This is a genomic window from Methyloceanibacter sp. (assembly GCF_035650995.1).
Classification (GTDB): Bacteria; Pseudomonadota; Alphaproteobacteria; order Rhizobiales; family Methyloligellaceae; genus Methyloceanibacter.
In genome coordinates this window covers 15567-28294 of the sequence record NZ_DASRGO010000044.1, presented here as the reverse complement: position 1 = coordinate 28294, position 12728 = coordinate 15567, and the positions used below count along the sequence as shown (strand labels likewise).

At 64.7% G+C, this 12728-nt stretch carries 17 protein-coding genes; 4 read left to right on the top strand and 13 right to left on the bottom strand.

Features of this window, described 5'->3' with window-relative positions:
• Positions 1-89: 89 nt before the first annotated feature.
• From VFB18_RS03905 to rpoZ, 9 genes are all read right to left on the bottom strand, one after another.
• Entirely contained in the window at positions 90-515 is a 426-nt protein-coding gene (locus tag VFB18_RS03905; protein WP_324971217.1) for a hypothetical protein, read from the bottom strand.
• A gap of 78 nt (positions 516-593) precedes the next feature.
• Entirely contained in the window at positions 594-1553 is a 960-nt protein-coding gene (gene era, locus VFB18_RS03900; RefSeq protein ID WP_324971215.1) for a GTPase Era, read from the bottom strand.
• Complete coding sequence (rnc, locus tag VFB18_RS03895) at positions 1546-2259, bottom strand: ribonuclease III (protein ID WP_324971213.1); 714 nt, start codon at positions 2257-2259, stop codon at positions 1546-1548. Before rnc ends, era begins: the two co-directional genes overlap by 8 nt.
• Positions 2260-2262: 3 nt before the next feature.
• Positions 2263-3018, bottom strand: a complete 756-nt coding sequence (gene lepB, locus VFB18_RS03890) for a signal peptidase I (protein ID WP_324971211.1) — start codon at positions 3016-3018, stop codon at positions 2263-2265.
• Positions 3019-3113: 95 nt separating this feature from the next.
• Positions 3114-3524, bottom strand: coding sequence for a holo-ACP synthase (acpS, locus tag VFB18_RS03885; protein WP_324971283.1), 411 nt, complete (start codon positions 3522-3524; stop codon positions 3114-3116).
• Positions 3524-4345 (bottom strand): pyridoxine 5'-phosphate synthase, encoded by an 822-nt coding sequence (locus VFB18_RS03880; RefSeq protein WP_324971209.1) that lies wholly within the window; start codon positions 4343-4345, stop codon positions 3524-3526. Before VFB18_RS03880 ends, acpS begins: the two co-directional genes overlap by 1 nt.
• The gene (locus VFB18_RS03875) at positions 4342-4899 is read right to left on the bottom strand and encodes a DUF2062 domain-containing protein (protein ID WP_324971207.1); all 558 of its coding nucleotides are present in this window, start codon (positions 4897-4899) and stop codon (positions 4342-4344) included. The genes VFB18_RS03880 and VFB18_RS03875 overlap by 4 nt, the downstream gene beginning before the upstream one ends.
• Positions 4900-5011: 112 nt before the next feature.
• Entirely contained in the window at positions 5012-7246 is a 2235-nt protein-coding gene (locus tag VFB18_RS03870) for a bifunctional (p)ppGpp synthetase/guanosine-3',5'-bis(diphosphate) 3'-pyrophosphohydrolase (RefSeq protein ID WP_324971205.1), read from the bottom strand.
• A gap of 141 nt (positions 7247-7387) precedes the next feature.
• The gene (rpoZ, locus tag VFB18_RS03865) at positions 7388-7798 is read right to left on the bottom strand and encodes a DNA-directed RNA polymerase subunit omega (RefSeq protein ID WP_324971203.1); all 411 of its coding nucleotides are present in this window, start codon (positions 7796-7798) and stop codon (positions 7388-7390) included.
• A 97-nt stretch (positions 7799-7895) separates the two neighbouring features.
• Here rpoZ and VFB18_RS03860 point away from each other — a divergent pair, with 97 nt between their 5' ends.
• A complete protein-coding gene (locus tag VFB18_RS03860; RefSeq protein WP_324971201.1) occupies positions 7896-8153 on the top strand; it encodes a hypothetical protein in 258 nt (85 codons plus the stop codon).
• On the opposite strand, the gene folK is transcribed toward VFB18_RS03860, so the two are convergent.
• Positions 8150-8722, bottom strand: a complete 573-nt coding sequence (gene folK / locus VFB18_RS03855) for a 2-amino-4-hydroxy-6-hydroxymethyldihydropteridine diphosphokinase (protein WP_324971197.1) — start codon at positions 8720-8722, stop codon at positions 8150-8152. The genes VFB18_RS03860 and folK overlap by 4 nt on opposite strands.
• 96 nt (positions 8723-8818) lie before the next feature.
• On the opposite strand from folK, the gene VFB18_RS03850 reads away from it, so the two are divergent.
• The 3 genes from VFB18_RS03850 (at position 8819) to VFB18_RS03840 (ending at position 10724) form a co-directional block, all read left to right on the top strand.
• Positions 8819-9433, top strand: a complete 615-nt coding sequence (locus VFB18_RS03850) for an NYN domain-containing protein (protein ID WP_324971195.1) — start codon at positions 8819-8821, stop codon at positions 9431-9433.
• 127 nt (positions 9434-9560) lie between these two features.
• Positions 9561-10244 carry a uracil-DNA glycosylase gene (locus VFB18_RS03845; protein WP_324971193.1) on the top strand — a complete coding sequence of 228 codons (684 nt, stop codon included), beginning with the start codon at positions 9561-9563 and terminating at the stop codon, positions 10242-10244.
• A gap of 78 nt (positions 10245-10322) precedes the next feature.
• Complete coding sequence (locus VFB18_RS03840; RefSeq protein WP_324971191.1) at positions 10323-10724, top strand: DUF3775 domain-containing protein; 402 nt, start codon at positions 10323-10325, stop codon at positions 10722-10724.
• Here the strand turns inward: VFB18_RS03840 and VFB18_RS03835 are convergent.
• The 3 genes from VFB18_RS03835 to dapA are packed head-to-tail and all read right to left on the bottom strand — an operon-like array spanning position 10721 to position 12624.
• The gene (locus VFB18_RS03835) at positions 10721-11227 is read right to left on the bottom strand and encodes a peroxiredoxin (protein WP_324971188.1); all 507 of its coding nucleotides are present in this window, start codon (positions 11225-11227) and stop codon (positions 10721-10723) included. The two genes, VFB18_RS03840 and VFB18_RS03835, sit on opposite strands and share 4 nt — an antisense overlap.
• 4 nt (positions 11228-11231) lie before the next feature.
• Positions 11232-11702 carry an SsrA-binding protein SmpB gene (smpB, locus tag VFB18_RS03830; RefSeq protein WP_324971186.1) on the bottom strand — a complete coding sequence of 157 codons (471 nt, stop codon included), beginning with the start codon at positions 11700-11702 and terminating at the stop codon, positions 11232-11234.
• A 19-nt stretch (positions 11703-11721) separates the two neighbouring features.
• The gene (gene dapA, locus VFB18_RS03825; RefSeq protein ID WP_324971184.1) at positions 11722-12624 is read right to left on the bottom strand and encodes a 4-hydroxy-tetrahydrodipicolinate synthase; all 903 of its coding nucleotides are present in this window, start codon (positions 12622-12624) and stop codon (positions 11722-11724) included.
• Positions 12625-12728 lie beyond the last annotated feature (104 nt).

The following is a 12728-nucleotide window of genomic DNA, read 5'->3' as shown; positions in this document are numbered from 1 at the left end:
GGCCGTCGATTGCGCCACCCGATTGTTCCGCGACGCGACTAGCCGCCGGAGCCGGGGCCTTCGCGAGGAGGATGCGGCAAATGCAGGATCTAGCCGCCGCTGCTCGAGGTCCCGCCGCTGCTCGATCCCGACGTTCCGCTCGAGCTTCCAAGCGCGCCACTCGATCCCGGTGTCCCCGTCGAGCCGAGCGAACCGCTGCTCGTGCCGGCGCCGCTGCTCGAATTCGGCGCGTCGAAGCCTGAGGCCGAGCTCCCCGGCTCGGGCGCGAGCGGGCTCCCTTGGTTGCCGAGAGACGGAAGCGCGGAATTCGGCTGGTAGCTCGGCGAGCCCGGGGCACCGGGCAGCGCGCCGAAGCTTGGCTCGGGTCCGCGGGAGCCGGGCATGCCGGGGCTCGCGCCGAAACTCTGAATGGGCGCGCCGGGTGGCGTGCCGATACTGCCTGGAACCGAGTCGGCGGCCTGCGCAGCGGTCATGAACGACAGCGCAACGCCGAAGGCCAAAAAAGTGGTTCTCATCGTGTCGACTCCTCTTAAGTGAGGCTCAGAGGGGTCAACGTCATCTGGATCGGTCTGTTCCGGCTCGAAGACGCCAAATCAGTCCTTGGGAAAATCGAGGCCCATCTCGCGGTAGCGCTCGGGGTCCTCGCCCCACCGCTCGCGCACCTTGACGAACAGAAAGAGGTGCACCGGCACGCCAGCCATCTCGGCGATCTCGCTGCGGGCGAGACTTCCTATCTCCTTGATGGTCTGGCCATGCGCGCCGAGCACGATCTTTCTCTGGCTCTCGCGCATCACGTAGATCGTCTGCTCGATGCGGATGCTCTTGTCCTTCAATTCCTTCCAGTCGGTGGTCTCGACGGTGAGCGTATAGGGCAGCTCCTCGTGCAGCCTGAGGAACAGCTTCTCGCGCGTGATCTCGGCCGCGGTCTGGCGCAGCGAGGCGTCGGTGAGCTGATCCTCGGGGTAGAGCCAAGGTCCTTCGGGAGCGGACCGCGCCAAATACGCCTTGAGCTCGGCGATGCCGTCGCCAGTCAGGGCCGAGATCATGAAAACCTCTTCGAACTGCTTGCGTTGCGTGAGCTCGGCCGCGATGCGGAGCAGCTCGGGTTTCGCCACGATGTCGATCTTGTTGAGGACGGCGATGACGGGGCGCTTCACCTCGCCGAGCTTGGCGAAGATCGGATCGAGGTTGGGTTCGATCCCGTGATGGGCGTCGATCACGAGCGCGACGAGGTCGGCCTCGGCGGCGCGGTCCCAGGCGGCCTGGAACATGGCGCGGTCGAGCCGGCGCTTGGGCTGAAAGATGCCGGGCGTGTCGACGAGGATCACTTGCGATGAGCCGATGAGCGCGATGCCGCGCACCGGCCCCCGCGTCGTCTGCGCCTTGTGGGTGACGATCGACACCTTGGCACCGACGAGCGCATTGGTCAGGGTCGACTTGCCGCTGTTCGGCGCGCCGATCAACGCGACGAAGCCGCAGCGCGTCGGCGCGTCGCTCCCCTGCTCTACGGGTGCCGTTTCGCCCAGCTCGCTGCCGCGCTTGGCCCTAGCCATCATGTGGGGACCGCCAGACACCTTCGCGCAACAGCATGGCAAGCGCCGCCGCCTGCTCGGCGGCACGCTTATTGGCTCCCTGCCCCCGCTCCGGCGGCACGCCGTCGATCTGCACCTCGGCGGTGAAGCGCGGCGCGTGGTCGGGCCCCTCGCGGGCGACTTCGAGATAACGCGGCAGCGGCAGCCGCCGTCCTTGCGCCCATTCCTGGAGCACGGATTTGGCATCGGGCGCCGCCGCCTCGATCTCGCCGAGATGCGGTTCCCAGAAGCGACGTACAACGGCGCGCGCCGCCTCATAGCCCGCATCGGCGAAGATCGCGCCAAGCACCGCCTCGCAGGTGTTGGCGAGGATCGTCTTCTTGCCGCGCCCGCCGCTCAGCGCCTCGCCGCCGCTCATCAGGATGAAGTCGCCGAGCTGCCACGCTTGCGCCACCTCGGCGCAGGTCTCGGCGCGCACGAGATAGTTGAACCAGCGGGCAAGCTCGCCCTCATAGGCCTCGGGGAAATGGTCGGTCAGGATCTCGGCGATCGCAAGTCCGAGCACCCGGTCGCCAAGGAATTCGAGGCGTTCGTTGTCCTCGTTCGGCTTGCCGCTCGAGCGCGCGCTGGCATGGGTCAGCGCGAGCTTCAGCAAAGCCGGATTTGAGAATTCGTGGCCGAGCCCCTCGGCCAACTCGGCAATCGGCCTATGCCGCCGCTTGGGCAACGCTCAATGCACCACATGGAAGATGCGCGACCAGCGCACGCTCTCCGGCCAATCCCACACGTGCCAGAAATCCGACTCCTCGTCGATCGAGAAGAAGATGATCTGCGCTTTGCCGACCAGATTCTCGAACGGCACGAAGCCGACCTCCGACAGGAAGCGGCTGTCGGTCGAGTTGTCGCGATTGTCGCCCATCATGAAGAAGTGCCCCTCCGGCACCTTGTACACCTCGGTGTTGTCGCCGAAGCCGTCATCGACGAGATCGAGCACGGGATAGCTCACGCCGTTGGGCAGGGTCTCGATGTAGCGCGCCATGTGCCGCTCGCGGCCCGACTCGTCTTTGACAACGAAGTCGTTGGTTTTCACCTTGGGGACCGCCTTGCCGTTGATGTAGAGCACGCCGTGCATCATCTGGATCTCGTCGCCGGGGAGGCCGATCACGCGCTTGATGTAATCCGTCTCGTTGTCGCGCGGCAGCTTGAACACGACGACATCGCCGCGGTCGGGCTCCTTGGCCCACACCCGGCCAGAGAACAGGTTGAGCCCGAAGGGCAAGGAGTAGCGGCTATAGCCGTAGCTGTATTTCGAGACGAACAGATAATCGCCGATCAGAAGCGTTGGGATCATCGAGCCGGACGGGATGTTGAAGGGCTGGAAAAGAAAGATCCTCACCAGCAACGCCAGCAACAGCGCATGGATGATGACGCGGATCGTATCCTTGATGCTGGTCCCCGCTTCCGCCTTTTCGGCCTCTAAGCTCATAATGCGAAGCTCTCCTGAATTGATCGTTTGCGGCGTTTGGGCCGCCTTTGGGCTCGCGCCCCTATAGCCTCTCGCTTGCGATCAGGCAAACGCGCTCAATCGCGCATGGGGACCTTGAACGCCGAAATGATGACAATGGCCTGGGCCGTGGGGAAATCGTCGGTAATGGATAAGTCGATGCGTGCCTCGTGTCCCGCCGGCGTGATCGCGGCAAGCGCCAGCGCCGCACCGCCGGTCAGTTCGAGTGTGGGACGCCCTGACGGCAAATTCACGACGCCCATGTCGCGCCAGTATACACCGTGGCGGAAGCCGGTTCCGAGCGCCTTGGCGCAGGCTTCCTTGGCGGCGAAACGTTTGGCGTAGGACGCGGCGCGTGCCGCTCTGCCGTCGGATTTCAGCCGCTCCTTCTCGGTGAAGATGCGGGACAGGAAGCGCTCGCCGTAGCGCTCGATGGTGCGCTCGACTCGCCTGATATCGATGACGTCGTTGCCAAGCCCAATGATCATCACGTGCCGAGGCTCGCTTCCGTGTCGCTATGCCGCAGGCTTTCGCGGGCGGCATCCATCGCCGCGCGCATGCGCGCAACGCTCGCGGCAAGGCCGACGAAGATCGCCTCGCCGACGAGGTGATGACCGATATTAAGCTCGACGATCTCGGGAATCGAGGCGACCGGACCGACGTTATCATAATCGAGCCCATGTCCGGCATGGACCTCCAGGCCGAGGGCTGCCGCCTGACGGGCACCGTCGATCAGGCGTTTGAGCTCACGTTCGCTCGCGCGCCGGTCGCCTGAGGCGGCAGCGCGGCAATAGGTGCCGGTGTGAAGCTCGATGGCATCCGTCTTCACCTTGGCCGAGGCGTCGATCTGCTCGGGCTCCGGATCGATGAACAGCGAGACCTGGATGCCGGCGGCGCGAAGTTTGGCGATATAGGGCGCGAGGGTTTCGATCTGGCTTGCAACGTCGAGCCCGCCTTCGGTGGTAATCTCCTCGCGCCGCTCGGGCACGAGGCAGGTGGCGTGCGGCTTCACTTTGAGCGCAATGGCGAGCATTTCCTCGGTCACCGCCATTTCGAGATTGAGCGGGGCGAGCTTGGCGGCGGTAAGCCGCGCGATGTCCTCATCTTTGATGTGGCGGCGATCTTCGCGGAGATGCGCGGTGATGTTGTCGGCGCCCGCCTCGACGGCGAGCCTGGCCGCCCGCAACGGGTCGGGATGGCGCTCTCCCCGCGCATTGCGCAGCGTCGCCACGTGATCGATGTTGATGCCGAGGCGGATCGGAGCCACGCCCTTGCGCCGGCGCGCGCCGATCTCAAGTCTTTTCGTCATGGCGCGCCGAGAGCCTCGCGAGACCTACACTGCAGCTCGCGCAGCCGGCGATGGCGATAGGCCTCGACCATCGGTTTGACGAGCAGGTAGCTCAGAACGGCAATGGCCAGTCCCACCGGAATGCAGCCGAGCGACATCGGCTTCAGAATCGGCCAAAGCTTGGCGAGCGAGGACTGGAAGATGCCGTTGGACAAGTCGATATGATGCTTGGCGGCTCGCCCTCCGAGCATCAGGTTGCCGATCTCGTAGGTCGAATACCACATGAGCGGATAAGTCAGAGGATTGCCGACAAAAGTCCCGAGAATGGCGGCGACGATGCTGCCGCCGACGATCCACGCGAGCAGAACCGCCATCATCATGTGGGTGCCGAGAAAGGGCGTGGTGGCCGAGAAGGCACCGACGGCAAAGCCGAGCGCGACAGCATGCGGCGACTCGCTCAAGCGGCGCAGCCGGTAGACGACGTAGCGGCCCGAGCGGCTGAAGCTCCTGCGCGGCCAAAGATGCACGCGCACCCTCTCCCACCAGCTCTCCGCCTCCCGGCGTCGGAACAGCATATCCACCTCGTAAAATTCGCCCCCCCACCGGCTACGACGGCCGGCCTCAGGCGAGGAGACGCCTAGCATATTTAGGTTAAGGCGCTCTAGTTTTCAGCCGCTCCGCGGCGTTCTAGCCGCTCGCGCGCGCGGCGCTCGAGACCATATCCTTGGCGCGTAAGCCCGCAATGATGTCGTTCAGATGCTTGAGGTCCCAAACTTCGAGATCGATCAGCATCTCGGTATAGTCGGGCACCCGGGTCGTCATCTTGATGTTGTCGATGTTGCCGTCGGCCTCGCCGATCACGCTCGCCACCTGGGCGAGGCTGCCGGGCTCGTTCAGCACCGTCACGGCGAGCTTGGCCGGGAAGCGCTGAGGGTTGTCCTCGTCGATGTCCCAAGTCACGTCGATCCAGCGCTCGGGTTCCTCGTCGAAAGCCTTCAGCGCCTCGGCGTGGATCGGATAAATGGTGATGCCCTGGCCGGGATTGAGAATGCCGACGATGCGGTCGCCCGGCACGGCGCCGCCTTCGGCGAAGGTCACCGGCAAGTCGCCGCGCAAGCCTCTGATCGGGATGCCGCTCGGCCCATTCTTGGCGGTGCGGCCGCTCGATCCGGGCCAGCGGAACTTGAGCCCGATCACCTTGCCGAGGCCGAACCAGCCTTCCTCGCTCCGCGTCACCTTGCGCCGGCGCTTGGGCTGCTCCTGCGCCTTCTCCTGCGGGAATACCGCGCGCACCACATCGGCCGAGGCAAGCTCGCCGCGACCCACGGCGGCGATCACATCCTCGGCCGTCTTCTGCGAGAGCCGGCCGAGCGCTTGCGACAGGCTCTCCTCGCTGAATGTCTTGCCGCGGCGCTGGAAGGCTCGCACCAGGATCTCGCGGCCGAGCTTGCCGTATTGGGCGCGCACCGCGTCGCGCGTGGCGCGCCTGATCGCCGAGCGCGCCTTGCCGGTGACGGCGAGACTCTGCCAAGCCGACGGCGGCACTTGCGCCTTGGAGCAGATGATCTCCACCTCGTCGCCGTTCCTGAGTTCGGTGGTGAGCGGCATCGGGCGGCCGTTGATCTTGGCGCCGACGCACGTGTTGCCGACATCGGTGTGAACGGCGTAGGCGAAGTCGATCGGGTTCGCTCCGCGCGGCAGCGCGATCAGCCGTCCCTTCGGCGTGAAGCAGAACACCTGGTCCTGGAACAGTTCGAGCTTGGTGTGCTCGAGGAACTCTTCGGGGTTGTCGCCCTCGAGCAGCATGTCGATGAGGTGGCGCAGCCAGCGATAAGCGTTGGTGTCCTGGCTCGGAACCATGCCGTTCGGCGGGCCAGAGCCGTTGATCGAATCCTTGTAAAGCGCGTGTGCCGCCACCCCGTATTCGGCGATTTGATGCATCCGCTCGGTGCGGATTTGCAGCTCGACGCGCTGATGGCGCGGACCGACGATGGTCGTGTGAATCGACTGATAGTCGTTCTGCTTCGGATTGGAGACGTAGTCCTTGAAGCGGCCGGGAACCGCGTGCCAGGTCGTATGCACGACGCCGAGCGCGCGGTAGCAGTCCTTTTCCTCAGGCACCACGATGCGGAAGGCGTAGATGTCGGAGAGCTGTTCGAGCGAGATCTGCTTTCGCTCCATCTTGCTCCAGATGGCGTAGGGCTTCTTCTCCCGTCCGGCGACGATGGCCGGCACGCCGGCTTCTTCGAGCTTGGACCTGAGCGCCGTTTCGATCTCGCCGATCAGGCCCTTGTTCCCCTCGCGCAAAACCTTGAGGCGCTCGACCACCGCGGCGTAGCCTTCGGGGTTCAGCCAGCGGAACGCATGATTCTCGAGTTCCTCGCGCAGCCATTGCATGCCCATGCGGCCGGCGAGCGGCGCATAAATGTCCATGGTCTCTTCGGCGATGATCTTGCGCTTGGCCGGCTTCACGTGTTCGAGCGTGCGCATGTTGTGCAGGCGATCGGCGAGCTTGACGAGAAGCACGCGGATGTCGCTCGAAATGGCGAGTAGGAGCTTGCGGAAATTCTCGGCCTGCTCGGCCTTCTTGGTGACGAGGTCGAGCTTCTTGATCTTGGTGAGACCGTCGACCAGCGTGCCGATCTCCTGCCCGAACATGGCATCGATCTCGCTTCGCGTGGTCTCCGTGTCCTCGATGGTGTCGTGCAGGAGAGCGGTGGCGATAGTGGCGTCATCGAGCCGCATGTCGGCGAGGATGGCGGCGACCTCGAGCGGGTGCGAGAAGTAAGGAGCGCCCGAGGCCCGCCTCTGATTGCCATGCGCCTTCATGGCATAAACGTAGGCGCGGTTGAGCAGCGCCTCGTTGGCGTTCGGCTGATAGCTCAGCACACGCTCGACCAGCTCGTACTGCCGCGTCGTCATAAGTGGCGCGCCTCGCTTCCCGCAATCGTGCCGGGAGGAGCCGGCCTCCGGCGCAGGACGAAACCCGCCTCGCGGCCTAGGCCGCGGCGGCAGGGCGATGAGGCAAGGCTGAGACGCGGGCCCTGGCGGGCCGAGGCATGGTCAGCGCGCGCGAGGTCCCGCATTGGAGCCATCCGAAGGCGCCTGGCTCGCCATCCTACGCAACAGCTCTTCCTCGGTCATCTTGTCGATCGTAGTGTCGGTCGACTGGTCGTCCTGTCCGAGCACGGGCATCCGCGTGTCGCTCGAAAGCATCGGCACGGCCTCGGCCTCGGGCTCGTCAACCTCGACATATTTCTGCATCGAATGGATGAAGTCTTCCCTGAGATCGTCGGGAGCGATCTTGTTGTCGCCGATCTCGCGCAGCGCTACGACCGGGTTCTTATCGTTGTCGCGGGCCACGGCGATCTGGGCGCCTGCCGAAATCATCCGGGCGCGGTGGCTCGCAAGCAGAACGAGCTCGAAGCGATTGGAAACCTTTTCGATGCAGTCCTCGACGGTAACGCGGGCCATCAGCAAATCCTTGTGTCAGATACGGAAAGTTGCCTCTATTTAGGCGCTTCGCTGGGACCAAGCAAGGTAAAGCTCAAAGCTTAAGGACGCCCGATACGTGGTCAAGGAAACGGCGACTGCCGGTGAGCTTTTGGAGCGGCTTCGTTTCTTCGAGGCCCAAGCCGAGCAAGCCTATACCCGACTGTACGAGGCAAGGCCGGGCGCCGACTTCGCGGGCTGTTATAGCGACGCGAAGGAAGCCCTGCATGAGGCGATTGCGCTCGCCCGCCGCCTTGGGCTCGCGCGAGAGACGATGAGGCTCGAGAAGCGGCTCCTCGACATCAAGACGATCGTTCGGAGCCAGTTCCCGGCCTAGGACTCGTCGGGCCGAATCCGCCTCAGGATCTGTCCTGGCCCGCTCCTCGGCATCGTATGGAGCAAATCGGCGGCGCTCCTTCGCAGGGCGGGGTGGCGCCAGGCGGGCGCCACGTCGAGCAACGGCCTCAGCACGAAGGGCCGCTCATGGGCGAGAGGATGCGGCAGGACGAGGGGTCGGGCACCGGCGCGCCTGAAGCCAGCCGCCGCGCCCCTCCAATGGCGGACCAGACCTTTGTAGTCGATGATGTCGAGGTCGAGGGTGCGCGGCCCCCATGGCCTGCCCCCGCGACGTCCCGAGCGGCGTTCGATGCCTTTCAACACACGCAGGAGCGCCTCGGGTGAAAGCGGCGTGTCGAGCACCGCGACGGCATTGACATAGACCGGCTGACGCGCGTTGCCGACCGCTTTGGTTTCATAGAACGGAGAAATAGTCTCCACTTTGATATTAGCGCGTTCGATTTCGCCTAAAGCTTGAGCAATCGTACGCGGCGCCGTCCCCCATGACCCGGGACAATTTGCACCAAGTCCGACCAGTATCTTGCCGCCCGCGCGCGATTGCGTCCTCACGCTGTCACACCTATGTTGTCAATGCAGCCCTCTAGTACCGCATTAGCGAGACGCTGCTCTCTCAATCAAGCCATATTGAGAAGTAATGGGGCCCTCATGAATTTCTATCCGACGGAGCGTATCGCGCTCTTCATCGACGGCGCCAATCTCTACGCCACCGCCAAGTCGCTCGCCTTCGACATCGACTACAAGCGCCTGCTCGCGCTGTTCCGCGCCAAGGGCCATCTCGTGCGCGCTCTGTACTACACCGCGCTCGCCGAGGATCAGGAGTATTCCTCGATCAGGCCGTTGATCGACTGGCTTGACTATAACGGCTATACGATGGTGACGAAGCCGACCAAGGAGTTCGTCGACGCGACGGGCCGGCGCAAGATCAAGGGCAACATGGACATCGAGCTCGCCGTCGATGCGATGGAGCTGTCGGACTATCTCGACCATGTTGTGCTGTTCTCAGGCGACGGCGATTTCCGCTCGCTCGTCGAGGCGCTCCAACACAAGGGGAAACGCGTGAGCGTGGTCTCGACGCTTGCCACCAATCCGCCGATGGTTGCGGACGAGCTTCGCCGCCAGGCCGATCAGTTCATCGACCTTGCCCACCTCCAAGAGGAGATCGGCCGCGACCCGGCGGAGCGCGCGCATCGCTCCGAGCGCCGGCGCCAGGAGCCCGGCCCGGTCGACGAGTTCGAGCAGGAAGACCTGATCGAAACTTGAATTGCGCGTCCCGGTTGGGGCCGCGGAGGAAACGCGATGCGGGTCGGCTTGGTCGAAGCGCTTGCGCTCACCGCCGCGCGTGACGCAGGTTTAGCCGGCCCGCTTTTCCGGCCGCACGAGTGATCTCATGCCGCTTTCGGCAACGAAGCTGTCCCATCTGGAACCGGAGCCCGCAAAGAACTGCCCGCTCTGCCCGCGGCTCGTCGCGTTCCGCAAAGAGAACGCGACCGCCCATCCGGACTGGTTCAACGGCGCCGTCCCGTCATTCGGCGCGGAGAACGCACGGCTCCTGATCGTGGGGCTCGCGCCGGGCCTCAAGGGCGCGAACCGCACGGGACGCCCTTTTCTCGGCGACTATGCCGGCGAGCTTCTCTACCGCACGCTGTTGAAATGCGGGCTGGCCGGGGGACGGCACGACCCTTCCGACCCGGAGTCTCTCAAGCTCGTCGACTGCATGATCTCGAATGCCGTGCGCTGCGTTCCGCCACAGAACAAGCCGACGCCAAGGGAGATCGCCACCTGCCGCCAGTTCCTGCTCGCGCGGATGAGGTCCCTGCCCCATCTCAGGGCCACGCTCGCCATCGGGCGGATCGCCCATGACAGCATTCTCGCCGCGCTCGAACTTAAGCGGAGCGCCTTTCCCTTCTCACACGGGGCGCGCCATGCGCTTCCTTCAGGGCTTACCCTGTTCGACTCCTATCACTGCTCGCGGCAGAACACGAATACGGGGCGGCTCACCGCCGCCATGTTCGAGACGGTGGTGGCGGAGGCCGCGGCCATTGTTAAGGGCCAGCAACATCCCCGGCGATGACATCGAGCCTCCTTGCTGCGGTTGCACAACTCAGGCATGCTCCAGTGCGGCAGAGCTTCACTTGCAACGGGTACCCTCATGGCGGGGCTCGAAATTTCAACCGACAAGATCGGCTTCATCATCGTCAAGGCGCGCGAGATGGCGGCCAAGGTGGCGGCATGGGACGACGGTCCTACCTCCGATCATGACGCCGAGTCGATCCTCGAGGACTTCTCCGACGATGCGACCCAGGCCGAGCTCAAGGAGTTCATCCGCGACCTGAACGAGGACGAGCAGGCGAGTTTGGTGGCGCTCGCCTGGATCGGGCGCGGCTCGTTCGGACCCGAGGAGCTCGACGAGGCCATCGCCACGGCACGCGCCGAGCGCACTAACCGCACCGACGAATATCTCCTCGGCATGCCGCTCCTTCCCGATTATCTCGAGGAAGGGCTCGACCGCCTCGGCTATTCGGTCGAGGACGCCGAGGACGACGCGCTCTAGCCGAGCCGTTTCGCAATTTCCGCAGCATGAGCCGCGGGATCGGGCACCGGATAGTGGACGGCTTCGATCGCGCCATCGCGAAGCACGAGCGTCAGCCGCTTCAGATAGTTGGTGCCGCCGGTGGCGAAGCTCGGCAAACGCAAGGCCGCCGCGAACGCGCCGTCTGCGTCGCTGAGGATGAGAAACGGCAGCCGAAGCCTGCTCGCCATCTCGCGCTGATAGTCGGTCGTCTGCCCGCTTAACCCAAAGAGGCGCAGGCCACGCTCGGCGAAGGCGGCATGATGGTCGCGGAAGCCTTCAAGCTCGGGTGTGGAACCATGCGCGCCTGGGATGTCGTCCCAGTGCGGCGGATTGGGAAGCCCGGGCCGGCCGGTCCAGGGATAGATGGCCACGATGCTTCGCCCCCCGAGCGCGGCGAGGACGACATTACTGCCGTCAGTCGCGGGCAGAGCAAGGGGCGGAAGCACGAGCCCAGGCACGAGATGCGCGATGTCTGCGCTCACGCGCTCACCCCTTCTCGCGCATCAGGCGCCCCTTCTGGCGCTCCCAATCGCGCTTCTTCTCGGTGTCGCGCTTGTCGTGGATCTTCTTGCCGCGGGCAAGCCCAAGCTCGACCTTGGCGATGCCTCGGGCATTGAAATAGAGCTTGAGCGGCACGAGCGTCATGCCCTGGCGCTGGATGGCCCCGAGCAATTTCTCGATCTCGCGCTTGTGCAAGAGAAGCTTGCGCGGCCTGGTCGGGGCGTGTCCGTCACGCCTCGCCTGGGCGTACTCCGCGATATGGGCGTTGATCAGATAAATCTCGCCGCCTTCATCCGAGGCGTAGGACTCGGCGATGTTGGCCTTGCCGGTCCTCAGCGACTTCACCTCCGAGCCGGTGAGCTGAATGCCCGCCTCGAGCTTTTCCTCGATGTCGTAGTTGAAGCGCGCCTTCCGGTTCTCGGCGACGAGCTTGCCGCTCTCGCGCTTCGGCGCCATGACCTCTTACCTTTGGGCTCTAGACGAGAGCGAGCCCGACCGCGGCGAGCGCATCGTCGACGCGCTGGCGCGAGGGGGCCGAAAGCGGCGCAAGCGGAAGTCGCGTCTCAGCGGTGCACAGTCCGAGCTTCGATGCGGCATATTTCACCGGACCGGGGTTGGATTCCACGAACAATGCCTCGTGCAGCGGCATCAGCCGGTCCTGAAGCTGAAGCGCGAGGCGGAAATTGCCGGCAAGGCAGGCGAGCTGGAACTCGGCGCAGAGCGCGGGCGCGACGTTGGCGGTCACCGAGATGCAGCCGACGCCGCCATGCGCCATGAAGCCGAGCGCGGTCGCATCCTCGCCCGAGAGCTGGATGAAGTCGGAGCCCATGGCGGCGCGCTGCTGGCTGACGCGCGCCATGCTGGCGGTGGCGTCTTTAACGCCCACGATGTTCTTGAGCTTGAACAGCCGCGCCATGGTGTCGACCGACATGTCGATCACGCTCCGTCCGGGGATGTTGTAGATCAAAATGGGAATATCGGCGCAGTCGTTGATCGCCTTGTAGTGGAGGTAAAGCCCTTCCTGGGTCGGCTTGTTGTAGTAGGGCGTGACCACGAGAACGCCGTCGGCGCCCGCCTCCTTGGCGTGGCGGGTGAGTTCGATCGCTTCGGCTGTCGAATTCGATCCGGTGCCGGCGATCACCGGCACGCGGCCGGCCGCCGCCTCGATGCAGAGCTCGATGACCTGCTTATGCTCGTCATGGCTGAGCGTCGGCGATTCGCCTGTCGTTCCGCACGGCACGAGGCCATGCGTGCCCTGGTCGATCTGCCACTCGACGAGCTTGCGGAAGGCGGCGACGTCAACCTTGCCGTCCTTGAAGGGGGTGATGAGAGCGGTAATCGAGCCTTTGAACGGCGGAATGGACAAGAGGAACTCCATAAGTGAGACGCCAACACTCAAGGTGAATGCGTCCAAATCGGGCGGACAATAGGGACTTGAACTTGAGGCGGCAAGACGATGCCGATCGGCAACGGCGGCGCGGG